The 24,487-nt window shown below is 67.0% G+C and carries 32 protein-coding genes and 1 tRNA gene; 23 read left to right on the forward strand and 10 right to left on the reverse strand.

Annotation, left to right across the window (positions count from 1 at the left end):
• The first annotated feature begins 13 nt into the window (after positions 1-13).
• From NDI85_RS04675 to hpt, 6 genes are all read left to right on the forward strand, one after another.
• Positions 14-496: a type IV pilin N-terminal domain-containing protein gene (locus NDI85_RS04675; RefSeq protein ID WP_310915086.1), complete on the forward strand. Its 483-nt coding sequence runs from the start codon at positions 14-16 to the stop codon at positions 494-496.
• 122 nt (positions 497-618) lie between these two features.
• Positions 619-1,191 carry a hypothetical protein gene (locus NDI85_RS04680; RefSeq protein WP_310915087.1) on the forward strand — a complete coding sequence of 191 codons (573 nt, stop codon included), beginning with the start codon at positions 619-621 and terminating at the stop codon, positions 1,189-1,191.
• Positions 1,192-1,458: 267 nt separating this feature from the next.
• A complete protein-coding gene (locus NDI85_RS04685; protein WP_166969220.1) occupies positions 1,459-1,938 on the forward strand; it encodes a type IV pilin in 480 nt (159 codons plus the stop codon).
• 92 nt (positions 1,939-2,030) lie between these two features.
• Positions 2,031-2,516: a hypothetical protein gene (locus NDI85_RS04690; protein ID WP_310915088.1), complete on the forward strand. Its 486-nt coding sequence runs from the start codon at positions 2,031-2,033 to the stop codon at positions 2,514-2,516.
• Complete coding sequence (locus NDI85_RS04695) at positions 2,513-4,402, forward strand: hypothetical protein (RefSeq protein WP_310915090.1); 1,890 nt, start codon at positions 2,513-2,515, stop codon at positions 4,400-4,402. Before NDI85_RS04690 ends, NDI85_RS04695 begins: the two co-directional genes overlap by 4 nt.
• A 44-nt stretch (positions 4,403-4,446) precedes the next feature.
• Positions 4,447-5,016 carry a hypoxanthine/guanine phosphoribosyltransferase gene (gene hpt / locus NDI85_RS04700; protein ID WP_188994189.1) on the forward strand — a complete coding sequence of 190 codons (570 nt, stop codon included), beginning with the start codon at positions 4,447-4,449 and terminating at the stop codon, positions 5,014-5,016.
• Between the two features lie 235 nt (positions 5,017-5,251).
• On the opposite strand, the gene NDI85_RS04705 is transcribed toward hpt, so the two are convergent.
• The 3 genes from NDI85_RS04705 to NDI85_RS04715 form a co-directional block, all read right to left on the reverse strand.
• Positions 5,252-5,326: transfer RNA gene (locus tag NDI85_RS04705), tRNA-Met, on the reverse strand.
• 68 nt (positions 5,327-5,394) lie between these two features.
• Complete coding sequence (locus NDI85_RS04710) at positions 5,395-5,886, reverse strand: GtrA family protein (protein ID WP_188994186.1); 492 nt, start codon at positions 5,884-5,886, stop codon at positions 5,395-5,397.
• Positions 5,883-6,650 carry a glycosyltransferase gene (locus tag NDI85_RS04715; protein ID WP_310915092.1) on the reverse strand — a complete coding sequence of 256 codons (768 nt, stop codon included), beginning with the start codon at positions 6,648-6,650 and terminating at the stop codon, positions 5,883-5,885. The genes NDI85_RS04710 and NDI85_RS04715 overlap by 4 nt, the downstream gene beginning before the upstream one ends.
• 114 nt (positions 6,651-6,764) lie before the next feature.
• Between NDI85_RS04715 and NDI85_RS04720 the strand changes: the two genes are divergently transcribed.
• Positions 6,765-9,083 (forward strand): DUF2298 domain-containing protein, encoded by a 2,319-nt coding sequence (locus NDI85_RS04720; protein ID WP_310915093.1) that lies wholly within the window; start codon positions 6,765-6,767, stop codon positions 9,081-9,083.
• A 17-nt stretch (positions 9,084-9,100) separates the two neighbouring features.
• On the opposite strand, the gene NDI85_RS04725 is transcribed toward NDI85_RS04720, so the two are convergent.
• Positions 9,101-9,373 carry an HAH_0734 family protein gene (locus NDI85_RS04725; RefSeq protein ID WP_188994179.1) on the reverse strand — a complete coding sequence of 91 codons (273 nt, stop codon included), beginning with the start codon at positions 9,371-9,373 and terminating at the stop codon, positions 9,101-9,103.
• A gap of 144 nt (positions 9,374-9,517) precedes the next feature.
• Here NDI85_RS04725 and NDI85_RS04730 point away from each other — a divergent pair, with 144 nt between their 5' ends.
• From NDI85_RS04730 to NDI85_RS04755, 6 genes are read left to right on the forward strand one after another with little or no spacing between them, the layout of a single operon-like run.
• Entirely contained in the window at positions 9,518-9,796 is a 279-nt protein-coding gene (locus NDI85_RS04730; RefSeq protein WP_166969205.1) for a 50S ribosomal protein L44e, read from the forward strand.
• Between the two features lie 2 nt (positions 9,797-9,798).
• A complete protein-coding gene (locus NDI85_RS04735) occupies positions 9,799-9,972 on the forward strand; it encodes a 30S ribosomal protein S27e (protein WP_166969203.1) in 174 nt (57 codons plus the stop codon).
• Between the two features lies 1 nt (position 9,973).
• Entirely contained in the window at positions 9,974-10,774 is an 801-nt protein-coding gene (locus tag NDI85_RS04740) for a translation initiation factor IF-2 subunit alpha (RefSeq protein ID WP_166969201.1), read from the forward strand.
• Between the two features lie 2 nt (positions 10,775-10,776).
• The gene (locus NDI85_RS04745; protein ID WP_166969199.1) at positions 10,777-10,959 is read left to right on the forward strand and encodes an RNA-protein complex protein Nop10; all 183 of its coding nucleotides are present in this window, start codon (positions 10,777-10,779) and stop codon (positions 10,957-10,959) included.
• Between the two features lie 5 nt (positions 10,960-10,964).
• Positions 10,965-11,723: a proteasome assembly chaperone family protein gene (locus tag NDI85_RS04750; RefSeq protein WP_188994177.1), complete on the forward strand. Its 759-nt coding sequence runs from the start codon at positions 10,965-10,967 to the stop codon at positions 11,721-11,723.
• Positions 11,724-11,763: 40 nt separating this feature from the next.
• A complete protein-coding gene (locus NDI85_RS04755) occupies positions 11,764-12,363 on the forward strand; it encodes a J domain-containing protein (RefSeq protein WP_188994175.1) in 600 nt (199 codons plus the stop codon).
• Here NDI85_RS04755 and NDI85_RS04760 read toward each other — a convergent pair whose 3' ends face one another.
• The 3 genes from NDI85_RS04760 to NDI85_RS04770 form a co-directional block, all read right to left on the reverse strand.
• Complete coding sequence (locus tag NDI85_RS04760; RefSeq protein WP_310915095.1) at positions 12,364-13,137, reverse strand: hypothetical protein; 774 nt, start codon at positions 13,135-13,137, stop codon at positions 12,364-12,366. It lies immediately after the preceding gene.
• A 69-nt stretch (positions 13,138-13,206) separates the two neighbouring features.
• Complete coding sequence (locus NDI85_RS04765; RefSeq protein ID WP_310915096.1) at positions 13,207-13,665, reverse strand: DUF6653 family protein; 459 nt, start codon at positions 13,663-13,665, stop codon at positions 13,207-13,209.
• 41 nt (positions 13,666-13,706) lie between these two features.
• Positions 13,707-14,834 (reverse strand): pyridoxal-phosphate dependent enzyme, encoded by a 1,128-nt coding sequence (locus NDI85_RS04770; RefSeq protein ID WP_310915097.1) that lies wholly within the window; start codon positions 14,832-14,834, stop codon positions 13,707-13,709.
• 82 nt (positions 14,835-14,916) lie between these two features.
• Between NDI85_RS04770 and NDI85_RS04775 the strand changes: the two genes are divergently transcribed.
• Positions 14,917-16,176, forward strand: a complete 1,260-nt coding sequence (locus NDI85_RS04775; RefSeq protein ID WP_310915098.1) for an NAD(P)/FAD-dependent oxidoreductase — start codon at positions 14,917-14,919, stop codon at positions 16,174-16,176.
• Positions 16,177-16,205: 29 nt separating this feature from the next.
• Here the strand turns inward: NDI85_RS04775 and NDI85_RS04780 are convergent, their stop codons facing one another.
• Complete coding sequence (locus tag NDI85_RS04780; protein ID WP_310915099.1) at positions 16,206-16,361, reverse strand: hypothetical protein; 156 nt, start codon at positions 16,359-16,361, stop codon at positions 16,206-16,208.
• 102 nt (positions 16,362-16,463) lie between these two features.
• A complete protein-coding gene (locus NDI85_RS04785) occupies positions 16,464-17,144 on the reverse strand; it encodes a metallophosphoesterase (RefSeq protein ID WP_310915100.1) in 681 nt (226 codons plus the stop codon).
• 83 nt (positions 17,145-17,227) lie between these two features.
• On the opposite strand from NDI85_RS04785, the gene NDI85_RS04790 reads away from it, so the two are divergent.
• The 9 genes from NDI85_RS04790 (at position 17,228) to NDI85_RS04830 (ending at position 23,286) form a co-directional block, all read left to right on the forward strand.
• Positions 17,228-17,998 carry a winged helix-turn-helix transcriptional regulator gene (locus tag NDI85_RS04790; RefSeq protein ID WP_166969181.1) on the forward strand — a complete coding sequence of 257 codons (771 nt, stop codon included), beginning with the start codon at positions 17,228-17,230 and terminating at the stop codon, positions 17,996-17,998.
• A gap of 33 nt (positions 17,999-18,031) precedes the next feature.
• Positions 18,032-18,211, forward strand: coding sequence for a hypothetical protein (locus NDI85_RS04795; protein ID WP_188994160.1), 180 nt, complete (start codon positions 18,032-18,034; stop codon positions 18,209-18,211).
• Positions 18,212-18,271: 60 nt separating this feature from the next.
• Entirely contained in the window at positions 18,272-19,435 is a 1,164-nt protein-coding gene (locus tag NDI85_RS04800) for a thiolase family protein (RefSeq protein ID WP_310915102.1), read from the forward strand.
• Between the two features lie 154 nt (positions 19,436-19,589).
• Positions 19,590-19,961 carry a hypothetical protein gene (locus tag NDI85_RS04805; RefSeq protein WP_310915103.1) on the forward strand — a complete coding sequence of 124 codons (372 nt, stop codon included), beginning with the start codon at positions 19,590-19,592 and terminating at the stop codon, positions 19,959-19,961.
• A 63-nt stretch (positions 19,962-20,024) separates the two neighbouring features.
• The gene (locus tag NDI85_RS04810; protein WP_310915104.1) at positions 20,025-21,149 is read left to right on the forward strand and encodes a pyridoxal phosphate-dependent aminotransferase; all 1,125 of its coding nucleotides are present in this window, start codon (positions 20,025-20,027) and stop codon (positions 21,147-21,149) included.
• Positions 21,150-21,327: 178 nt separating this feature from the next.
• Positions 21,328-21,606 (forward strand): winged helix-turn-helix domain-containing protein, encoded by a 279-nt coding sequence (locus NDI85_RS04815; RefSeq protein WP_166972989.1) that lies wholly within the window; start codon positions 21,328-21,330, stop codon positions 21,604-21,606.
• 40 nt (positions 21,607-21,646) lie between these two features.
• A complete protein-coding gene (locus tag NDI85_RS04820; protein ID WP_166969173.1) occupies positions 21,647-21,943 on the forward strand; it encodes a hypothetical protein in 297 nt (98 codons plus the stop codon).
• Between the two features lie 58 nt (positions 21,944-22,001).
• Positions 22,002-22,373: a hypothetical protein gene (locus tag NDI85_RS04825; protein WP_188994152.1), complete on the forward strand. Its 372-nt coding sequence runs from the start codon at positions 22,002-22,004 to the stop codon at positions 22,371-22,373.
• Positions 22,374-22,431: 58 nt separating this feature from the next.
• A complete protein-coding gene (locus NDI85_RS04830; RefSeq protein ID WP_310915106.1) occupies positions 22,432-23,286 on the forward strand; it encodes a UbiA family prenyltransferase in 855 nt (284 codons plus the stop codon).
• Here the strand turns inward: NDI85_RS04830 and NDI85_RS04835 are convergent.
• Positions 23,283-24,461, reverse strand: coding sequence for a redox-regulated ATPase YchF (locus tag NDI85_RS04835; protein ID WP_188994147.1), 1,179 nt, complete (start codon positions 24,459-24,461; stop codon positions 23,283-23,285). The genes NDI85_RS04830 and NDI85_RS04835 overlap by 4 nt on opposite strands.
• Positions 24,462-24,487: the final 26 nt, after the last annotated feature.

Consider the following 24,487-nt stretch of genomic DNA (forward strand, 5'->3'; position numbering starts at 1 on the left):
CACAAGATTAACCATGGATATCAAACGATTCTTCGACGACGACGGCGCCGTCTCGCCGGTCATCGGCGTCATCCTGATGGTCGCCATCACAGTCATCCTCGCAGCGGTCATTGCAACGTTCGTGCTCGGTCTGGGTGACCAGGTCAGCAACACCGCGCCGCAGGCGAGTTTCAGCTTCGACTACACTGAAGAGAGTACGGTTACAGCGTACGACGGTGGTACAGACAGTGCGGACGGCTCGTTAAACATCACCCACGATGGCGGTGACAGTATCGTCGCCAGCAACCTCTACGTCCGGGGGTCACAGGACGACGGTGCATGGGATTCCTTGACTGATTCTAGCGGCAACAGCTGGTACAGCGCACAGTCGAGCATCAAAGCCGGAAACCGCATCGCGGTCAACGTCAACAGCGGTGATACCGTCCGCGTCGTCTACGAGTCCGCCGAGGGCAGCAACTCCGCGACGCTCGCCGAGTGGAGCGGTCCGGACGCTTAAACACGTAGCCGTCTTTCTTTCGGGACGGAGCGCGCACGGCTAGCGGACCGCACCGATTATTACTATCGACTCGCATCACTACGACACATGATTCAGGCCGGGCGGAGGGGCGTGACCCGTTCATGAGCCAGCAGGCACAGGCCCACCCGGCCGACGACTCGACGGACGCGCTCTCGAAGGGCGAGATTTTCGACGTGCTCCAGAACGAGCGCCGACGGTACGTCCTGCAGTACCTCCGGGAGAATGGCGGGCCCGTAACGCTGGGCGACCTCGCCTCGCACGTCGCATCGCGGGAGTACGAGTGCGAGTCGGTCGACGTCTCCAGCGCACAGCGCAAGCGCGTCTACACGACGCTCCAGCAGACCCATCTGCCGCGCATGGACGAGACGGGCATCGTCGAGTACGACGCGGACAGCGGCATCATCGCGACGACGCCACAGACGAACGAACTGACGGTGTATCTCGAAATCGTCCCCGGCAGCGAGTTCCCGTGGCGAGAGTACTACCTCTCGTTCGGTGCGATCAGTCTCGCCGTCGTCGTGATCCTGTGGGTCGGCGTCTACCCCTTCACGCTGTTGCCGCCGCTCGTGTGGGCGACGGTGATGGCCGTCGTCCTGACTGGCTCCGCGCTGTATCACACCGTGCTGGGTCGCGAGATGACGCTGACCGAGTTCGTCGACGGCGAGGACAGGTGACGACGCCAGTATTCACGTGCAATAATCGGCGGTCGCTCGGGCGGTTTTATCCACGCCGCCGTCGAGCCCGGTTTTTCGGTTTACAGGTGGGTCTTGAGGGGTTTCAGGCCGTCCTTGAAGGTCTAAAACGTGGTGTGGGTATAAGTACACCCACCCCATGGGGATGAGACAGCACACCTTCGCGAGCGATACTCCCTCACGTGGTGGGGTTAAGAACGGATTATCGCTCGGGAAACGACACACTGCGGTGTGCGCGGATACATACACATGGATCTGAAACAACTGATCAACGACGACGACGCTGTCTCGCCCGTCATCGGGGTCATCCTGATGGTGGCTATCACGGTCATCCTCGCGGCGGTCATCGCGTCGTTCGTCCTCGGACTCGGCGACCAGGCACAGCAGACGACACCACAGGCGAGTTTCGCCTTCGACTACGACGAGAGCGTCGGGGGAACTGACGAAGGTGTACTAACTATCACGCACGACGGTGGTGACACCATCCAAGGTAACAGCCTCTACCTGCGTGGGAGTGGGTTCGTCTCTAGTTGGGGTGGCCCAGGGATAGACCTAGATGCTTCTAACAGCAGCGATGACTGGCAAACCGCAGAGGGTCTGACTGAAGTGAGCGCCGGTAGCTCTATCGACGCCGCTCTCAACGATGACTACCAGGTTCGCGTCGTCTACGAACCGCCGGAAGGCGACACGTCTGCAACGCTTGCAGAGGACGACGGACCCGAAGCGTAATCGATACGCTTCCCTTTCTCGTATTTTTTCAGCCCGGTAGCGACGGCCACGCCGCGATGCTTTTATCTACACTTCTTCAGAGCTACGTAACGATGGATTACGCGCGCGCCGTCGTGGTCGGGGTGGCGAGCGTCGTCGTCGTTACTGCGCTCGTCTCGGGACCGCTGGTCCCCGGCGTCTCGCTGACACAGGAACGAGACGTCGCGTACGGAACGGGGAACGTGACAGTCGCGGAGGTGCAGTTTCCCGACCGGGTGACCATAGAGCGCGCCTCGTTCGGACAGGACGGGTACTATCTCACCGTCCCGCCAGCGGCGGTTCGCTTCTCGACGCTTTCGGGGTCACCGACGATGGTGTACCGGTTGGCTATCGACGAACTCGGCTACACCCGGTCGACCGTCCACTTCCTCAGCGAGTCGGTCGGGGAGCGCTACGAGGCGACGATACAGTCCGACAGTTTCGACGAGAACGAACTCACGAACGAGACGTACCACGGTACGGTCGGCGTCGTCGTCGAGGACTCCCGTAGCCGTCGGGTCGTAGCCGAACGGGCCGTCACCGTCGAGGTGGTCGGATGAGCGCAGACACGGTACCGAACCGGCGCTTCCACGCCGACGTGCGGTCGTCGGCGTGGGTGACGCTCCGGTCGGTCCTGTTCGGGGACCGAATCGGCCTGTGTCTCTTCCTCGCGAGCCTCTGTCTGTTCGCCCTGTTCTGGCGGACCACCGTCTTCATCACCGACACCTACACGCTCGCGAACGGGCTGTACAGTCTCTCGAACGGGAACGTCTTCCTGACCGAGGCTGTGTACGGACCGGGGCTGAACACGCCGGGGGCCGAGGAGTACGGCGGGTCCGTGATCGCACGCAACTACGGGGTACTCGTGCTCTCGCTGCCGTTCCTCTGGGGTCTCGAAGCACTCGACGCCGTCGCCGACCTCCGCATCGCGCTCGTGGCGCTCTGGTCGCTGGTGCTGTTGGCACTCCTCGTGCAGGTGGGCCGTCTCACAGAGCGCCGCGAGGTCACGGCTGGCGGCGCCGTGGCGGTCCTCTGTCTGTTCGCGTCGAACGTCGCCATCGCCCGGCCGATGGACCCCGCTCCCCACCTCCACGCCCTCCAGTTGTTCCACATGGCCGTCGCTGCGTTCGCACCCGTGCTGCTGTATCGACTGGTCGCGCGGCTACACACCGTTCGAACTGGCTCACTGGCGGCGGTCCTGTTCGTGTTCGGGACCCCGCTCGCGTTCTGGGCGGCGATCCCGAAGCGCCACGTCGTCACCGCGACTGTCGTCCTCGGTGTCGCGTACGCACTCTATCGGAGTCGAACAGCCGCCGACGGCGTGCTTGTGTCCCGCCCACTGGCGTTTCGATCACTCTCGTACGCTCTCGTGGGCCTCTACGCGTGGGTTCACGCGCCGGAAGCCCTCCTCTTTGGCGTCGTCCTCGCGGTCATCGACGTACCGACTGCGGCGGACAATCGCCCGCGGACGCTGGTGGTGCTCGCAACGGCGTTCGCGCTGTCGCTCGTCCCGCTTATCGTGACGAACACACTCGTCACCGGGTCGCCACTTCGCCCGCCGCGACTGATTGCGGCGGCAGGCGAAAGCGGAGCGAGAACCGTAGGGAGTATCGCCACCAGTGGCGGGTCCGGACGCGGCGGTGCAGTACTCTCTCCGCTCGCGCCCGTCGTCGGGCTACTGGAGGCAGGTGCCACTCCCCTCGTCGTCCTGTTCCGAGAGTTGTTGGTCGGGGCCAGAGCGCTCGTCACCGACCCCATAGACGTATCGCGGACGTTCGTTCGCTCCGGGACGTTCACGACGAGTCTCAATCAGTCCGACGGCGAAGCAGTCAACCTCTCGTTGCTGGAGTCCGCGCCGCTGTTGGCGGGCGTAGCCGCCGTCGTCCCCGTGCTTCAGACGTGGTCCCGACCCAAGTCGCTGACCGGGCGAACGCTGTCGGCGGCTCGCGTGACCGACGTCTACGTTACGCTCACCGCCGTTTGCGTCGCGCTCTTGTACACGAGTCGACTCCCGATTCACGCACAGGTGACCGTCAGGTACCTGTTCCCCCTGTTCCCGCTGGGCGTCTATCTCCTCGTCCGGTTGCCGACGGTCCGGCGTGTACTGGACGCCCACTGGCGGGCGTTCTGCTGGACGCTGGCAGCCGGGATACTGCTCGGCGGGCAGTTGGTCGTCGTCGCCGTCGCCGTCGGCGTGAACGGTATCGGAGCGGCGTTCCAGTTGCACGCCCTCCTCTCGCTGTCGACGGCACTCGCACTCTCGGCGTGGGCACTCACGGGTCGCACCGAGCGATGGAGTGGGCGTATCGGAGCCGTGCTGCTCGGACTCGCCACGAGCTCGGCAGCGCTGTTCAGCATCCTGGCCGCGGTGGAGTACTACGCGCTCGGCGATACACACGCGCTCCCGATGGTTCGTGCCCTCGGTGAACTGCTTCGACTCGTCTAAGTCGTTGACGACGAATTTTTGTACGGCCTCGCAGTACCGCCAGCATGGACCTGCTAAAGAAGTCGCTCCTCGACGCGCCGATCATCGAAAAGGACGGCTATCACTACTTCGTCCACCCCATCAGTGACGGCGTCCCGATGCTGCGCCCGGAACTCCTCCGCGAAATCGTCATCAAGATCATCCGGAAAGCGGAACTGGAGAACGTCGACAAGATCGTCACGCCCGCGGCGATGGGAATCCACCTCTCGACGGCCGTCTCCCTGATGACCGACATCCCCCTCGTCGTCGTCCGCAAGCGCCAGTACGGGCTCGACGGCGAAGTCGCGCTCTCTCAGGTTACGGGCTACTCCGAGAACGAGATGTACGTCAACGACGTCTACGAGGGCGACCGCGTGCTGGTGCTCGACGACGTCCTCTCGACGGGCGGTACGCTCGCGGCCCTGACCGGTGCGCTCGAAGACATCGGCGCCGACATCCGCGACATCGTCTGTGTCATCAAGAAAGCCGACGGCGAGAACCGACTCGACGAGGCCGGCTACAGCGCGAAGACGCTCATCAACGTCCGCGTGGAGGACGGCGAAGTCGTCATCGTCGACGAGTACGGCGACGGGTAGTCCCGCGGTTTTGCAGTCCGTCACGCGGGTACCGGTTCGGTTGCCCGTGGCATAGTTCGAATCTACGCGAACGGTTCGTGGCTCACGGACTTGTGTGCGATAGAATATAGCAGAGAGAGTTCGAACTGCGAGAACACCCTCGCCATCGCTCGTCTCGTTCGAACTCTATGTGCCGTACACACGCACTAACGTCTCGTCACGTGGACGACGCTTCGGGGCGTAGTTCGCTGAGAAGTAGCGGGAGGTAGATTTGAACTACCGATCTGCGGGTTATGAGCCCGCCGGAATCTCCTGGCTATCCCATCCCGCTACCTGTTCATACCCGAGCCCCCTCATTAAGGGTTGTGATTCGAGTGCCGTCCGTGAATTAGTGACGCGCTACGTGGCCCCGTCGCGGTGGACCTGCCACGTGAACAGACTCTCGAAGACGTAGTTGACGACCATCGCGATGGCGATAGCGATTGGACTCGCAGCGATGAACCAGAGGTCCGTTTCGAAGACGACGAGTTCGATGGCGAGGTACTGTGTCAGGACCCAGTAGACGAGTAGCTGGATCGTAACCCCGCCCGACCGGACGATGTGGGACTTCACCAGTCGCTTCAGGAACGGGCCACGGCCGGTGGCACCCATCGTCGAGAACGTCCAGTGTTCGTTGACGAGAAACATCACCAGAATCGCCGTCTCGATACCGGCCGCCTTCGCCCAGAGGTCGGGCACGTCGAAGACGAGGCCGAGGATGGCCAGTACGGTGTTGTCGCTGATCGCGCCGACGACGCCGACGGAGAGGAACTGTCCGAAGCGGACGCCGGAGACGAGCGACTCGAAGCGGTCGGGCAGGAAGTGCCGGAGACGGTCACTCGGTCCGCTCATCGGTCACGTTCGACGAGCGCCGTCGGGTCCTCCCGACGTGCGGCGATAGCGGTGTGGAGGCGGTCGTCGCTGAGTTGTTTCGCCCGGTGACGAGCGGCCAGCAGCGCCCGGAAGAGGGCAACAGAGTCCCTGACCGGCGAGACGGTCGACCCCGGTCTGTCCTCCCACGCTATCGGCACCTCGACGACGCGGAGGTCGAGCGCCCCCGCCATGGCCACCAGTTCGACGTCCCACGCGAACCCGGGTTCGTAGATGTGACTCCGGACCTGCCCCCAAGCGTCGGCGTCGATGGCCTTCGCGCCGCATTGATAATCGTACAGCGAGACGTCGAGCAGTCGGCCGGCCAGCCACGCGAACGCGTCGCCGAGGAACCGCCGGGCGAACGTCTGGTGGCTGGCGACCGCGGCGTCGGGGTGCCGGCGGGACCCGACCGCGAGGTCGGCGCCGCCGTCGACGACCGGCGACACCACTTCGGCGAGCGAGTCGACGGGCGTGGACCCGTCCGCGTCGGCGAACACGAGCACGTCCGTCGAGAGCGTCTCGAACCCGGCGGTGATAGCGGCGCCCTTCCCCCGGCGGTACGGCACCGTCTCGATGCGCGCCGGCAGGTCGGCCAGTCGCTCGGGCACGTCACGCTTCGGGGCGTCGAGTTCGACCACGATGGTCTCCGGGTCGAGATACTCGTCGATAGCGGTGACGTACGTCCGCAACTGGGCGACGTCTGGGCGGTACGCCGGGACGACGATACCGACGGAACGCGACATCGTGCTAGCTTCCTCCGTGGGTGAGTAAAAACAGTTCGAAGACGCACGACACGGTACAAAACAGGGGCGGGCGGTGCAAAAGACGTATAGGCCCGCGTCGCACTCTCGCGGGTGATGGAGTACGGCCTCGTCGTCCTCTGGCTTGCGCTCTACCTGTTGCTCTGTTACGTCGGCGCGACGGTCGCCGCCGCCCTGTTCCCGCGATTCGCGAATCGCGGCGTCGCCTTCGGTATCCCGGTGGCGCTTTCGACACTGTGGCTCGTCACCTACTTCGTCGGCCGCCTCTCGCTGACCGCCGGCATCTACCTCGGCCTTCTCGTCCTCGTCGCCGCCGCGGTGGTCGCCGCCGTCCGGGGCGTCACCGTCGACGGGCGCGCGTACGCGGAGGTGGCCGGCGTGTTCACCCTCGCGTTTTGCGTTTTGATCGCCGTCAGAGCCCTCGACCCGGCCATCGTCCCCATCGGCGGCGAGAAGTTCCTCGACTACGGCCTGCTGAAATCGCTGCTGCGGGCCGACACGCTCCCGCCCGAAGACATGTGGTTCGCCGGCGAACCGGTCGCGTACTACTACGGCGGCCACCTGCTTGCGGCCATCCTCACGCGTCTCACCGGGACGGCCGGCCAGTACGCCTACAACCTCGCGCTCGCGGGGTTCTACGCGACGCTGGTGACAGCCACCTACGGGCTTGCGGGCGCCATCGCCGCCGACAGAGGCGTCCCGAGACGGGTGGCCGCGGGACTCGCCGCCTTTTTCGTTGGTATCGCCAGCAACCTCTCGACGCCGATGCGCCTCCTCATCTGGCTTCTGCCGGACGGCGCCGGGCAGTGGGTGGCCGGTGCCGCCGGATACGAAGTGGAGGGACTGGCGACGAGCCCCGACCGTTTCAGTTACTGGGACGCCAGCCGCGTCATCACCGACGACGCCGGTGACTTCGTGACCTACGAGCCCAGCGCGGCCTTCGTCATCGACGAGTTCCCACTGTTCGCGTGGCTCAACGGCGACATGCACGCCCACATGATGAGCACGGGCTTCCTGCTGTTGGCGGCCGCGCTGTGTTTCAGCTACTACCAGACGCCGGCCGTCGAGTGGCGCCGCCGACTGGCACTCCTGTTCGGCGCGCTCCCGGCCCTCGCTGGCCTGATGGCCGTGACGAACACGTGGTCGTTCCCCTCGGTCGCCGGCCTCGCGATGCTGACCGTCGTCCTCGCCCCGTCAGACCCGACGACGCTGTTGCCAAACGGCGTCAGCCAGCGACTCCGGACGACCGGCCTGACACACGAGGCGGTGCGCGTCGGCATCGCACTCGCCGTCGCCGTCGCCATCGTCCTCGTCGGCTTGCTGTGGTCGCTCCCGTTCTGGCTGGGCGCGGCGAGCGGCCGCGAGGTAGCCGTCCTCCCGGACCGCTCGTCGCTCTTGGAACTGCTCTCGGTCCACGGCATCTTCCTCCTCCCGTTCGCGCTCTACCTCTACGCGCAGGCCGGGCGGGCGCTCGGGACGGACCGAGCGCGGGCGGTCGGCGCGGCGACGGTGGGCGTCGTCTTCCTCGGCGCGACGGTCGACCTCGCTGCGGTCGGGCTACTCGTCCCGCTCGTCGCCGGCGCGTGGCTATTCGCCCGGTCGCCGTCGCTGAGTCGGTCGCTGGAGTCGGTGCCCGCGCTCACCGACGGCGGCGACCGCACCGTCGACTTCGAAGTCGTCCTGATTCTGGCCGGTGCCGGCCTCGTCTTGCTCGTGGAGTTCGTCTTCGTGAAGGAGAACATCGGCCGGATGAACACCGTGTTCAAGACGTACATGCAGGTGTGGGTGCTCTGGGCGGCCGCCGTCGGCCCCGTATTGGCGTGGCTCCTCACCCGCTGGCGGCCCGACGGGGAGACGCGCCGAGCGGCGACGACGACCGGCGTGCGCGCGTTCGTCGCCCTGCTCGTCCTCTCGACGTCGGTGTACGGCGCGTTCGCGCTCTCGAACCACGTCGACGCGGCCGGTGAGCCGACGCTGAACGGAACCGCCTACCTCGACCGCGAGCATCCGCGAGAGGCCGAGGCCATCCGGTGGCTGGACCGGACCGTCGAGGGGCGACCGACCATCGTCACCGCCGCGCCCGCCGGCTACCGGTGGAACCCCGACGAGGGGAAAGGCTCCAGCGCCCCGGCGAGCCTGACCGGCCTGCCGACGGTCGCTGGCTGGTACCACGAGGCCCAGTACCGCAACGACACGGTGTATCAGACGCGCGTCGAGGACGTCCGGACGATATACACCGGGAGCGCCAGCGACCAGATAGCGCTCCTCCGGCAGTACGACGTTCGGTACGTCTACGTCGGGCCGGCAGAGCGCGCCCGCTACGGCGAGATAACGGTCGACCACGTCTCGGGCGTGACGGCGGTAAAACGGACCGACGGCGTGGTGGTCTACCGCGTCCACCAGAAACAGCTCTGAGAATCGGCCGTCCGAGTCTAGGCTTCGGCGTTCGATGCCCCGCGTTCGCGGAGGACGGTCACGGCTTCGGCCTCGACGTCGTCGGTGTCGAGGTGGTTCGGGATGTAGTCCTGTCGTTTGAACGTCTCTTCTTCGTCTTCCTGCCCGATAGTACACCAGAGCTGCGGCCGGTCCGGCCCGTGCCAGTCACCCTGTCGAGCGACGGCGAACACCTCGTACTCGTCGCCGTCGTACTCGATGCGGCCGCCCTTCCGGAGGCCGGGATCCCCGTGGATGATGAGCTTCTTCATACCAGTGGCTTCGAAAACGGCGTACTTAGTGACTTCGAAGGCGAGCGAGAGAACGGTCACCACACGATGCGGGGACGGCGACGCGACTCCGAACCAAACGGGTTTTAAGCGGCCACACCAAATCGCTCCGTAAGGTCGATATCTATGGAGATGCCGCGACGCTTCAATACGTACTGTCCGCACTGTAACGAGCACAACGAACACGAGGTCGAGAAGGTCCGTTCTGGCCGCGAGACCGGAATGAAGTGGATCGACCGCCAGCGCAAGCGCAACTCCGGTATCGGGAACGACGGGAAGTTCTCGAAGGTCCCGGGTGGGGACAAGCCCACCAAGAAGACGGACCTCAAGTACCGCTGTGGCGAGTGTGGCAAGGCCCACCTCCGCGAGGGATGGCGCGCCGGCCGACTGGAGTTCCAGGAGTAATCATGGCTGGAAGCTTCGTCACCGTCGCCTGTCCGGACTGCGAGAACGAACAGACCCTCTTCGAGAAGGCGTCGAGCGAGGTCTCGTGTGCCGTCTGTGGCCACACCCTCGCCCGTCCCACCGGTGGGAAGGCCGCCATCGAAGGCGAAGTGACCGACGTCGTCGAGGCCCGATAGGATGAAATACAGCGGCTGGCCCGAACCGAGCGAACTCGTCGTCGGCAAGGTCGACGAGATCGAGGACTTCGGCGTGTTCGTCGACCTCGAAGAGTACGAGGGCAAGCGTGGCCTCTGTCACATCTCCGAGGTCGCCAGCGGATGGATCAAGAACGTCCGCGACCACGTCAACGAGGGTCAGACGGTCGTCGCCAAGGTGTTAGACGTCGACGAGGAGTCCCAGCAGATAGACCTCTCTATCAAGGACGTCAACGACCACCAGCGCAAAGAGAAGATTCAGGAGTGGAAAAACGAGCAGAAGGCCGACAACTGGATGGAACTGGCCTTCGGCGAGGACCTGGACGACGAGACCTACGGCGCTATCGCGAACGCGCTGTTGGCCGAATTCGGCTCGCTGTACGACGGGTTCGAGGCCGCCGCCATCCACGGCGCCGACGCCCTCGACGAGACCGACCTCGACGAGGACGAAGTCGAAGCCATCGTCCAGACGGCCCGGAACAACGTCTCGGTGCCCTACGTCAACGTCACGGGCTACGTCGACCTCGAGTGCCCGACCCACGACGGCGTCGACGTCATCAAGGAGGCGCTGAAAGCGGCCGAAGGGAACGGCGAGGTGCCCGAAGAGATTCAACTCGAAGTCACCTACGTCGGGTCGCCCGAGTACCGCATTCAGGTGCAGGCGCCCGACTACAAGACGGCCGAGGGCGAACTCGAAGAGAGCGCCGCCCGCGCGAAGGCCGTCGTCGAAGAGCACGGTGGGACCGGCGAGTACCACCGCGAGCGGACCGAAGACGACGAGTAGCGATGAAGTCTGACATCCGGGTATGTTCGGCGTGGGACGCCGAACACGACGGCCCGGTGTACACCCTCTCCGATTCCTGTCCCGAGTGTGGTGCCGACGCCGTCAACAGCGCTCCGGCGCCGTTCGACCCGACGGACCCCCACGGCGAGTATCGACGTTCACTTAAGCGCCGCAACCGCACGTAGGCGGTATGGACGAATTCGACATCGAAGTACTCGCCGACCCGGACCTGGAGGACCCCGTCCTCGTCGAGGGACTCCCCGGTGTCGGGCACGTCGGAAAACTCGCCGCCGAGCACCTGCTGGAGGAACTGGAGAGCGAACTCGTCCGGCGCGTCTACTCGACGCACTTCCCGCCGCAGGTCAGCATCGACGACCGGACGGCTCAGTTGGCGTGTGCCGAGTTCCACGCCGTCACGCCCGAGGAGGGACGGGACATGCTCGTCCTCTCGGGCGACCATCAGGCACAGGACAGCGAGGGTCACTACGGCCTGACCGACGCGTTCCTAGACGTCGGCGAGGACTTCGGCGTCGGTGAAGTGTTCGCGCTGGGCGGCGTCCCCACCGGCGAACTCATCGAGGAGTACGACGTGCTGGGTGCGACGACCACCGACGAGTTCGCCGACACGCTCGAAGACTCGGGCGTCGTCTTCCGCGAGGACGAACCCGCCGGCGGCATCGTCGGCGTCTCCGGTCTGTTGCTGGGCCTCGGTGGCCGACGTGACATCACGGCGGCCTGTCTCATGGGCGAGACGTCCGGCTATCTGGTCGACCCCAAGAGCGCACAGGCCGTCCTCGAAATCTTACAGGACGTCGTCGGCTTCGACGTGGACTACGAGTCCCTAGAGGAGCGTGCCGACGAGATGGAAGAAGTCGTCCGGAAGATTCAGGAGATGGAACAACAGAACGCGCCGTCGCCGGCCGACGAGGATCTGCGGTACATCGGATAACAGCGAGAATTTCTTATTTCGGCGGCGCCAACGGAGTCGCGTGCAGGCAGATCCGAGTACGGTACCGGAGTGGTTGGTCCTCGGCGTACTACTCGGTGCCGGCGGGAGCGTACTGGTCGCTGGGTTGTTCGTCGTCGCAGACAGACTCTTCCCCGCCGACCAGCAGGCACGGCAGGTCCGCGACGGCGGCGAGGAGCGCCGGCGCGCGGAGTTACGGGAGTACCTGCAGGCCATCGACGAGCAGTTCGCCGAGAACCACTTCGTCGAGGGCCAGCACGTCGCCTTCTACCTCCCGAAGCGAGACGTGGCCATCACGTTCGACGCCCGGGCGTACTACCGCATCGATCGGTCGCCGACGCGGCCGGTCCTCGTCGAACACGAGATGCCGGGCGTCCATCTGGGGGCGCGCCTCCCCTTCGAGACGCCGGAGGTGTCGCTCGGTCCGGACCCCGAGCAGTCGGCCGACCCCACGCTGCAGGCGTTCGCCGAACTCGGACTCCGGCAGACGGCGACGCTCTCGGAGGTGAAGTCGGCCTACCGCGACCGAGTGAAGGAGGTCCACCCGGACCACGGCGGCGACGAGGAGGAGTTCAAGCGAGTCCGCGAGGCCTACACGATGGCGAAACAGCACGCCTCGTAGTCAGCGCTCCGGGGACGGGTAGTTCCCCCGACCCGTCTCGGTGTGGCCCGACGCGGAGACCCACCTGTCCTGTGGCCCGGTGGCGTTTGCGTGGACGCGGTCGGCGTAGCTGTTGCCCGTCCAGCCACCGGAGAACCACTCGTTGGAGCCCACGACCATGACGCTCGCGTCGACGCGAGCGGTCGCTGGCGCGTCGTAGGAGAGGAACACCGGCGCGTCGTAGGTGAAACAGGCCGTCTCGTCGCGGTAAGGGAGCGAACAGTCGGTGAGCGACCGGGTGACCCCGTCGCCGTAGAACGTCGGTGAAGTGCCGACGGGCGTTCGCGTCTCGATGGGGTAGGTGGCGTCCCGAAGCGCCGACGTCGAGGCGGTGCGGCGCGTCCGCTTCGCGTGGTTCGGGTTCTCCGGGTCGTACTCGGCCTCGGATATCTCCTCTTGCCGGCCGACGCCACCTTCTTCGACGTAGCGGTAGTACCGCGTCTCGACGGTGAACTCGTCGGTGGTGAGTTCCAGCATGGGACCGTACTCGGTTTCGACGACGCGCGCATCGAACGTCCCGTTCGGTGCGACATCGGTCGCCTCGAACGTGGCGTTGCCGTCGACCTGTGGCAACGGCACGCGGATGGTGACGTTCCGGAGCGTCTCGTCGGCATCGACGCCGACGCTGAGGTCGTAGCTGCTCGAATAGCTGTCCGGGTTCGGGCCGAAGAACGAACAGCCAGCGGTGAGTACGAGGCAGACAATCAGCAACGGCAGGAGGGTGCGACGGGACATATTTATTCAATTCGGTGTCACGTCAGTTCCCCCCGCGGTTCACAAAACCGTTCGGGCACTCCGGGGCAGTCACCCACCGGCGCTGGCGTCTCGTTCGGCCTCGTACAGGTGGACCATCTCGGCGACGAACCAGAGTTTGAGCGCCATCGACAGCGCCGTCGCGAGCGCCGTCTCCGCGGGGCGACGGCGCACGGCCGCGTAGAGCGCGTACAGCGCCGCCACGCCGGTGAGATAGTTCAGGACGGTCGGGTAGCTAGTCGCGTCGTGGTCCCCCTTCGTCCAGAGTCGCTCGCCGTACACCCCCTTCGTCATCCACGCGCTGTCGTCTTCGGGCGGGGCGAACAGGAACGGGTTGACTACGACGAACGCGAGCGTCAGCGCGAGGCCGCGCCAGTCCCGCCGGTAGAGACAGGTAATCAGGAGCGGTAGCGTCGGGACGCGGGACCACCCGCTCAGGGGGTTGGCGTGCCGCGCCCAGAAGTAGCGGTCGAGTACGGAGTCGTCCGAGGGGAGCGGGGACGGGGCCATATCGAACGGTCGGCTCGCCCCGTCAAATCCCTACCGGCGGCTCAGAGGCCCTGGCTCATCAGGTGTGAGCGCAAGAGGTCGGCCTCCTTGCTCCCGGCGACCGGGTTGACGAGGACCACGTCCTCGTCCGGCGCGAAGGCGTCGCGGTCGGCGAGCGCTCGGACGCCGGCGACGGCCGTCCCGCCGGTCGCCCCCACCTCGGGGCCCATCTCACACCCGTCGACGGCACCCTGCAACACGTCTTCGTCGGGTACTGCGACCGCCCCGCCGTCGGTCGCGTGCAGGGCATCGATAGCGGCGGTCCCGGCGGCGGGATCGGGGATTTCGAGCGGGCCGACGATCGTATCTGGGTGTTCGACCGGCGTCGGGTCGGCGACACCGTCGCGCACCGCGTCGGCGATGGGCGCCGACGACTCCGGTTGGGCCGCGTAGAGTCGGGGGACCGCGTCGACGAGACCGGCGGTCGCGGCGAGCGCGAACCCGCGTTCGAGGCCGACGACCGTCTCGCCGTGGCCGGTCGGATGGACGACGGCGTCGGGCGCGGTCCACGCGCGGTCCGCGAGGAGTTCCAGCGCCAGTGCCATCCCGCCGGCGACGCGGAAGGGGTGGCCGGGCGCGACGGACGTGAACGTCTCGTCGCTGTCCTCGAACGCGTTGACGGCGTCCGGATAGCGACCCTCGACGACGTACATGTCGCCGCCGTGGACGTTCACCATCGCCTTGTTGAGGAACGGACAGCGCGAGGGGACGAACCCCTTCGAGTCGACGGCGGCGCGGGCGGCGTACGCCGCGGCGGCCTGTGCGCCGTTCCCCGGCGAAGGGGTGGCGACTCGCTCGGCCCCCTGCTGGACGGCCGCGGAGACGGCCAGCGCGAGTTTCCGGTCGGCGAGCGACCCGGTCGGATTGCGACCCTCGTCCTTGACCGCGGCGCTGGCGACGCCGAGTTCGGCGGCCAGCGTCGGCACCGCGACGAGCGGCGTCGCCCCCTCGTCGATGCTGACGGCCGCGTCGGTCGGGAACGGTCGGGCGTCGTCGGCACTCGCCACCTCGTCGGCGTCGTACTCTGGGGCGAGGACGCCGCCGCAGTCGGGACAGCGCGCTTCGTCGGGGTCGGCCGACTCGTCACACGCGGTACAGGAGAGGCCACGGAACGCCGCTGTCGTCTGCATACCCGGCCGTGCGGACGGCATCTACAAGTGTCGTCCGGTCCACTCCAGCATCCTCATGAGCCACGAGTCCGAACGACGGCCCATGACAGACGTGGTCGTCGTCGGCGGGGGCCTCGCGGGACTGGTCGCGGCCCGTCACCTCGCCGAGTCGGGACTGGACGTGACGGTGTTCGAAGCGAGCGACGGCGTGGGTGGGCGGGTCCGGACCGCCCGCGAGGACGGCTACACGTTCGACCGGGGGTTTCAGGTGCTGTTCTCGGCATATCCGGCGGTACAGCGCGAACTCGACGTCGAAGCACTCTCGCCGCGACCCTTCACCCCGGGCGCGACCATCGCCCGGCCGAACCACCGGTCGGTGCTGTCGGACCCGCTTCGGAACCCGACGGCCGCGCCGCAGACGCTGTTCAACACGGACGTCCGGACGGCGGACAAACTCCGACTCTTTAGGCTCCAGCGGGAACTGGCGAAGCGGGACCCCGAGACCATCCTCGACGGCCCCGGTGGCGGGCAGACCATCGCCGAGTACCTCGCCGAGAAGGGGTTCTCGAAGCGCTTCGTCGAGCGATTCGCGGCACCGTTCTACGGCGGCATCACGCTCGACCGCTCGCTGGGCACCGACAGCGCCGTCTTCGAGTACACCTACAAGATGCTCAGCGAGGGCGAGATAGTCGTCCCCGCGGCGGGGATGCAGGCCATGCCCGAGCAGCTGGCCGACCGCGCCGTCTCGGCCGGCGCGACCATCGAGACGAGCCGCGAGGTGCAAGCCGTCGAGGGCACCGACGACGAAGTGGCCGTCGAGGTGGGCGGCGAGACGGTGACGTCGGACGGGGCCGTCGTCGCGACGGACCCGGCGACGGCCACGGAGTTGACCCGGGTCGACGCCATCCCGACGGACACGCTCGGCTGTGTCACCCAGTACTTCTCGCTCCCGACGAGCAAGGCCCCCGACATGGGCAAGCGCATCGTCCTCAACGCGGCCGACGACCGCCCGAACACCGTCGCGCCGATGTCGGCCGTCGCCCCCGAGTACGCCCCCGAGGGGATGGAACTGTACAGCGCGACGTTCCTCGGCGTCCCGGACGGCGACGACGCGGCGCTGGCGGCGGACGTTCGAGAAACGCTGGCGTCGTGGTACCCCGCGGCTGGATTCGACGCGCTCGAACACCGCCGGACCGACCACGTCCCCCTCGCGCAGTTCGCCCAGCCACCGGGGTTCCGGGCGGACCTGCCCGCCCCGGACGCCCCCGACGGGGACGTCGTGCTGGCCGGCGACTACACCCGCTGGTCCTCGATACAGGGCGCGTTGGAGAGCGGGAAAATCGCGGCGGAGCTACTGTTCTAACGCGGTCTGTCAGAACCGTCGCGGCGGGCCTACGCTGCGGGTCCGCCGCTACTCGTGTTTCCCTCGTGACCCCCCTCGTCATCGAGGAGGACCGCCGAGACGTACTTTATCGTCGCGAAGTACAGCAACAGCAAGCAGAGCAGCGTTATCGCGATAAGCGCGAGCGCGGCACCAGTCTGAACCATATCCGTGCGTCCACCGCGGTAGCCCAAATACCTACCGTTATACGCTCCGATTCCGCGCGTCACCGCGCCGTTCGAGGGCGTCTCCCGCCGGCCGACGCCTCGTCACAGCATCCGTCGGAACTCCCCCAGCGGCGGGAACGACCGGGTCTGGCGGGCGCTCTCGTCCCAGACGATCGGTTCCAGTCGGTCGACGTCGGTGAGAAGCGGCGACTGGAAATCGGCGGCCGACAGTTCGTTGACGACGACGCCAGCGTTGAGGCGGTTGAACGAGGGGAGCATCACCACGTCGCTGCCCTCGTACTGCCCCGTCCCGACCAGATAGCACGGGCGGCGCTGGCCCTCGATGACGATGGTCGGGTGGTCGTGGCCGACGACGTAGCGGTCGGCGTCGCTCTCGGGGGCCTCGTGGCCGTGCAGGACGACGGTGTCGCCGATTCGGTACTCTCGCTCAACCGGCCCGTCCCACACCGAGTCCAACATCGTGTCGTGGTTCCCCGGCGTGACGACGAGGCGAGCACCACCGTCGCGGCACGCGGCCTTCAGGCCCGCCACGGTGTCCTCGACGGTTCGTGGGACCGTCCGGAAGGAGTGGAGCAAGTCCCCGGCGACGACGGCCGTCTCGGGGTCGTGTCGCTCGACCAGCGAGCGGAACCGCTCGCCGACGTCGGTTCCCGACCCGACCGGAAACTCCAGATTCCCCCCGGTGCCTCGGCCCACGTGGAGGTCGGCGACGACGAGTGTGTCGTCGACGACCAGCGCTCGGTCGTCGTATCGTCCGTCCATTGGGTCGGCATCGGGGCTACGCGCACATATCGCTGGCGTCCGCAGGACAGAGGTATTTTTAGCCGTGCCATCTACGGACCACTATGGTCGACGTCCTCGAGAACAAACGGGCCGCGACGCGCTTTCGCATCCTCGTGGAGATAGCGGAGCGCCAACCCGCGGTCAGTCAAGGCGAGATAGCTGAGGCCGTCGGAGTGACGAGTCAGGCGGTCAGCGAGTACATCCGCGACCTCGTCGACGAGGGCCTCGTCGAGAAGGAGGGGCGCTCGCGCTATCGGGTCACGAAGGAGGGCGTCGACTGGGTGTTCCAGTCGGCCACCGACATGCGGCGGTTCGTCGACCACGTCACCGACGACGTCCTCGGGAGCGTTCAGGAGGACGCCGCGATAGCCGAGGCCGACTTGGCGGAAGGCCAGACCGTCTCGCTATCGCTCTCAGAAGGCCTGCTCCACGCCGCGCCCGGTGACGACGGCGGGGCGACGGGCGTGACGACGACGAGCGCCGAGGCCGGGTCGGTCGTCGGCGTCACCGGATTCGAGGGCGTCATCGACCTCGAACCCGGCCACGTCAGCGTGTTGCAGGTCCCGCCGGTCCGGTCGGGTGCCGCCACGGACACGGCCGACATCGCCTCGGCCTGCGAGAACGTGTCTATCGTCACGGCGGCGGGCGTCGAGGCCGTCGCCGCCCTCCGCGAGGCCGGCGTCGAACCGACGACGTACTTCGCGGCGGGCGAGGTGGCCGCCGACGCCGCCTCTCGCGGGATGGACGCCGTCGTCGTCGCGACACAGGACACGGTCGGGCGTGTCACCGACGCCCTGCGGGACGCGAGCGTCGGCTACGACGTCACACAGTGAACCCTTTTCCCGCCGAGAGTCGTCTGGTCCGGTATGAGCAACGACGACGACAGTTCCGACGACGTGACGGACGCGGTCCAGACGTTCCTCGGCGAGGCCGACGCGGCCTACGAGGAGTACGACAAGGGGTACACCGACGCCGACGCCATCCTCCGCCGTCTGGAGACGGCGATAGAGTCGCTACGCGACGCGACCAGTGACGACGGCGAGTGACCGGCCGGTGGGTTCGCCACCGGGGCCAACAGTATTGTAGTCTCGGCATCATGTCGAGATATGACCGACGTGGTCGTGGTCGACGGCGCGCGCACAGCACACGGGAGCCTCCTCGGCGCCCTCTCCGAGAAGTCGGCGACGGATCTCGGACGAGCGGCCGTCGAGGGCGTCCTTGACCGTACCGGCGTCGACGACGGCCTCGTCGACTGGGTGTGTCTGGGCAACGCCGTACAGGCCGGCGTCGGGCAGGTGCCGGCCAGACAGGTCGTCGTCGACTCGCCGCTACCCGATCGGTGCCCGGCGACGACGACAAACGAGGCCTCCGGGTCCGGACTCCGAGCCATCGCGAACGCCGTCGACCGCATCGACGCCGGCCGGGCGTCGGCCTGTCTCGCCGGCGGGATGGAGTCGATGTCCAACGCGCCCTATCTCGTCCGCGAGATGCGCGGCGGCCGCCGATACGGCGACACCACGCTGGTCGACGCGATGATTCACGACGCCCTGTGGGACGCGAACTACGACGCGCACATGGGGACGCTCACCGACCGCATCGCCGAGCGCTTCGACGTCACCCGCGAGCGACAGGACGAGTACGCCCGGCGGAGCAACCACCGCGCCGGCGAGGCTATCGCCGAGGGCCACTTCGAGAAGGAGATGGTCCCGGTCGAAGTCGGGGACCACCTCGTCACTGAGGACGAGGGGCCGCGGCCAGAGACGACGATGGACGACCTCGACAGACTGCCCCCAGCGTTCGGCGAGGATGGGACCATCACTGCGGGCAACGCCTCGAAACTCTCGGACGGCGCGGGAGCGGTCCTCTTGGCCGACGCCGAGACGGTCGACGACGCTGGCCTCGGCCCGATGGCCCACGTCGAGGACTACGCCGTCGCCTACCGCGACCCCGCGGAGTTCTCGCTGGCGGTCTGTGACGCTGTCTCGAAACTGCTGGATCGAAACGACCTCTCGGTCGACGACGTGGACCACTTCGAACTCAACGAGGCGTTCGCCGCCCAGATGGTGTACGTCGCCGACGAACTCGGGATACCCCCGGAGACGCACAATCCGCTGGGCGGCGCGGTGGCGCTGGGCCACCCCATCGGCGCCAGCGGCGGCATCCTGACGACGACGCTCGCCTACGCGATGGAACGGGAGGACCACGACAGAGGCGTGGTTGGGATGAGCGTCGGCGGCGGGGGCGCTATCGCGATGTCGTTGGTTCGGTAGGACCGCCCGGCGGCGACGCGAGGAAGTCGGCGGCGGGGGCGCTATCGCGATGTCGTTGGTTCGGTAGCATCGCCCGGCGACCGGCGAATCGCTCAAACCGCCGTCGAAGCCTCCCCAAAGACTTCACCCCGACCAGACTATCGCTCGGACACGGATGCCATCGACCCGACGGACGCTCCTCTACGGACTCGCGCTGGTGGGACTCGTCCTCGCCGCGGGAGTTGTCTCGGCGACGACGGCCGAACGGCGTGCGCTGGCGGCCGAGACGGCGTACGTCGAGGGACATCTCGAATCCGCCGACTGCCTCTCCGACTGGGGGACCAACGAGGGGGCGGGACCGTCACGGGACGCCCGCATCACGCGAGTCAGTTCCGACGGCGTCTACGTCCGCGTGACGCTCCCGTACGCCTACACCGTCGGTACCGGCGACGACCGAGTGTTCGCCGACACGGCGTCGGAGGCCGTCTATCGGGTCACGCCCACGGATGCGCACCGCGTAAGCGGCGACGACGTGACGGTCTGCTGATGATCGGGACAGCGGCTCGGCGAATCGGGAAGAATTATCGGCCACCGGCCGAAGGGAACGAACATGACCGAATTCTCCAGCCGCGTCGAACAGGTATCCATCTCCGGAATCCGCGAGGTGTTCGAGGCCGCCGGCGAGGACGCCATCAACCTCGGCCTCGGGCAACCGGACTTCCCGACGCCGGACCACGCTCGCGAGGCCGCCGTCGACGCCATCCGCTCGGGCAAGGTCGACGCCTACACGTCGAACAAGGGGACACTCGAACTCCGCGAGGCCATCGCCGAGAAACACGACCGGGACAACGACTTAGCCGTCGACCCGGAGGACGTCATCGCCACTTCCGGCGGGAGCGAGGCCCTGCACATCGCCTTGGAGGCCCACGTCGACGCGGGCGACGAAGTCGTCTTCCCCGACCCCGGGTTCGTCTCCTACGACGCGCTGACCCACCTCGCGGGTGGGACGCCCAAACCGGTGGGTCTGCGCGAGGACCTGACGATGGACCCCGCGACGGTCGAGGACGCCATCACCGAGGACACCGCGGCGTTCGTCGTCAACTCGCCGGCCAACCCGACCGGCGCCGTCCAGTCGCCCGAGGACATGCGCGAGTTCGCCCGCATCGCGAGCGAGCACGACGTGCTCTGCATCTCCGACGAGGTGTACGAACACCAGGTGTTCGAGGGTGAACACCGCTCGCCGGCGGAGTTCGACGAGACGGGCAACGTCGTCGTCGTCAACGCCTGCTCGAAGGCCTACTCGATGACCGGGTGGCGCCTCGGCTGGGTCACGGGGTCGACCGAGCGCATCGAGCGGATGCTCCGCGTCCACCAGTACGCACAGGCCTGTGCCTCCGCGCCGGCCCAGTACGCCGCCGAGGCGGCGCTCACCGGCCCACAGGACCCCGTGGTCGAGATGCGCGAGGCCTTCGAGGCCCGCCGCGACGTCCTGCTAGAGGGGTTCGAAGAGATGGGGCTGGAGTGTCCCACGCCGAAGGGCGCGTTCTACGCGATGCCGAAGGTACCCGAGGGCTGGGTCGAGGAAGTCATCGACCGCGGCGTCGTCGTCGTTCCGGGCGACGCTTTCGGCGAGAACGGTGACGGCTACGCCCGCATCTCCTATGCGACGGACATGGAGACGCTGAAAGAGGCCATCGACGTCATGGCGGAGGCGACGGCCGCGATTCGCGAGTAGTCCGAATTTGGGACAGTCTCGGAAGAGAGTTGTAAGAACGGTTTTGGCCGTGGCTAGCGTCCCTCCGCCCGAACTTGCCGTGGTCCACGCACACGACAGCGACCGGCGGGGCGTCGACGGGCGGGCCGCCGAGAGACAGACCTTTGAGACAGGCACGAACAGTCAGGACACGAGAGGGATGGAGAAAGCGCTCTGGTACCTGCTGACGGCGACGCGCGGCGGTGCCAACAGGGCGCGCATCATCGACGCCCTCACGGAGCGACCGATGAACGCCAACGAACTCGCCGACGAACTCGACGTGGGCTATAAGACGATACGCCACCACATGGAGCAACTCGAAGAGCACGACGTCGTCGAGTCCGGCGACGAGGACTACGCCAAACTGTACTTCCTCACGGACCGGTTCGACCAGTACCGGGACACCTTCGAGGACATCGTGGAGCAGATGGACAGATGAGCGACAGCACAGACGGACGGCACCCGGGGGCGAGAGACTGATGGCGATGGGGACGCTCATCACCGCCGCGGCGGTGCTCGCGGGTATCAACGTCCTCCTGCTGATACCCCTGCTCGGCGTCTGGGTGCGCAACTACGCTACCTTCCGGACCGGACTGGTCGCGGGGCTGGTGGCCTTTGCCCTCGCGATGCTCGTCGAGAACGCCGTCGCCCTGTACTTTTTCTTCTCGATGCAGAGCTTCTACGCCGGCGACCCCCACGTCCAGCAGGCCGTCCTCGTGTTACGAGCGCTCCAGTTCGTCGCCATCGCCGGCCTGAGTTACACGACGTTACGGTAGCCGTCGTCTATCGCAGTAGCCGAAGGGTCGATACGGGTCGGACACGTACAGCTTTCCGATGGACCACCTCGCACCGTCGAACGTCCCCGTCTACGCGACGCGCGACGAGCAACAGGCACTCTGGGAACGCTGTGCGAACCGCGGGCACCCCGTCGTCGCCGTCCGAGAGGCGACGCGTGGCTACATCGTCCGCTACGACCTCCAGCACCTCGACCAGCAACTATCGCCGGCCACGCTCCAGCGGTTGCGCGACCGGGTTCGCTCCCGTCGTCCGTATCCCACGGGTACCGACCCCATCTCCGAGGCGGAGGGCGTCGGCGGCGAGGCCGGGCCGGTCTCCGGTGAACTCCACACCGCCAGCGAGGACGCGGGTCGAGAACTCGCCTCCCACATCGCCTCGTTCGTGCTGGACCGCGACAACTGGCAGTAACGCACCTCGCGACGGGAGCGCACGAGACTTTTTGACACGCCGGTCCCTGTATCGCGGTATGGCAGTCGCCCGACACGAGTCCGGACCCGTCGCGGCGGGCAGAGCCCTCGCCTCACAGGTACACCCCGTGTTCATGCTCCCGCCGCTGGCGACGTCGCTGTTCGGCGCGTTACTCGCGGGCGAAGTCACCATCGCCGTCGCCACGCTCCACGCGGCGGCGATGTTCTTCGCCGTCTACACCGCTCACGTCAAGGACGGCTACGTCGACTTCCACGTCCGCGGCGAGGACGACGACCACCCGCTTACGGTCGGCGGATGTCGCGGCGCACTCGTCGCTGCCGGACTCGGCTTTCTGACCTGCACGGTCGGCCTGTGGCTGGTCGTCGGTCCGGGCACGGCCCTCCTGACGCTCCCGACGTGGGTCATCGGCTACACGCACGCACCGCAACTGGACCTCAACCCCGTGGGGGCGACGATGGGGTATCCGACCGGTATCGCGCTGGCGCTGCTCGGGGGCTACTACGCGCAGGCCTCGGCGCTCAGTCCGCGGGTGCTGGGGCTCGCAGCTGTCTTTCTCGTGTTGCTCACCGGCATCAAGATAATCGACGACGAGCAGGACTACGACTACGACCGCTCCATCGAGAAGCGGACCGTCGCCGTGGTGGTAGGACCGCAGCGAGCGCGGCAACTGGCCCGCACCCTGCTCGTGGCGGCGATGCTCGGCGTCGTCGCCCTCGCGTTCACGCTGCCCGGGGTCCCACCGAGTGCGGCCGGTGCGGCCGCCGCGTTCGGGATGGTCGCCGCCGTCGCCCACCGCGCGGAGTCGGAACTGGCGACGAAACTGCTGATTCGGGGCTCGTACCTCTTTCTGGCAGTGCTCGTGGCCGCGGTGTGGTTCCGGCCGCTCGCTTAGTTCTCGCTGATTATCTTGACGACCGCCCCTTCTTCGAGTTCCGTCTCGTCGCTGATGCGGCGGTTCTCCCTGGCGTCGACGGCGTGGGTGTAGCCGTCGCCGATGTCCGAGTGGACGGCGTAAGCGAGGTCCTTCGGCGTCGACCCGCGGGGGAGCAGGTGTGCGTCGGGGAGGACGTTCCCCTGTCCGTCGGTCCACTTCGTGTCGTTCTGGACCGGGTAGGCCGTGATGTGATCGAGCAGGTCGTAGACGGCGGCGTCCATCGCCTGCTGGACGCCGGTGCCGCCGTACTCGGCCATGACCTCGCGGATACGGTTTAACCCCTGTCGCTGCTGGTCGCTCACGTCGCCCAGAATCTCGAAGTCCGAATCCCCGGGGTCGTAGTCGACGACGCCCGCCTCCGCGGCCTTCCTGAGTGCGAGTTCGCCGTCGGCCGTCGCCGGAACGACTAGCTCTGCGGCCTTCCGCAGGCGTTCGACGTTGTCCTCGGGCGCGACGTCGGCCTTGTTGGCGACGACCACGATGGGTTTCGTCCGCTGGCGTATCTCTCTGGCCAGCGCCTCCCGGTGGTCGTCGGTCCACGCGATGGGGTCCTCGGGGTAGTCGAGTTCACGCAGCGTGCGGGCCACGTCGAGTTCGCTCGCGCCGACGCCGGCGAGCAAGTCTAGGAGAGCCTCGTCGAGGTCGAAGTCGGGCGAGCGCGACTGGCGCTCGACGGACTCCCAGTTGCGGTCGACGATGCTCGCCAGCCAGAGATCCATCTCCGTCTCGACGAAGTCGACGTCCTCGACCGGGTCGTGTTCGCCCACTTCGACGGGTTCGCCCTCCTCGTTCGTGCCGCCGGAGGCGTCGACGACGTTCAGAATGACGTCGGCGTTCGTGAGTTCGTCGAGGAACTGGTTGCCGAGGCCCCGGCCCTCGTGGGCGCCGGGGACGAGGCCGGCGACGTCGATGAGTTCGACCGGGACGTAGCGTTTGCCGTCCCGGCAGTCGTCGTCGCCACAGCGCTCCTCGCGGTCGAGACAGGGACACTCGGTCCGGACGTGGCTCACGCCGCGGTTGGCGTCGATGGTCGTGAACGGGTAGTTCCCGACGTCCACGTCGGCCATCGTCGCCGCTTTGTAGAAGGTAGACTTCCCGGCGTTGGGTTTGCCAGCGAGTGCGATAGAGAGCATGCTACCCCCTACCAGAGAAGGCGGAA

Source organism: Haloarcula sp. S1AR25-4, from assembly GCF_031624555.1.
GTDB classification, from domain to species: Archaea; Halobacteriota; Halobacteria; order Halobacteriales; family Haloarculaceae; genus Haloarcula; species Haloarcula pellucida.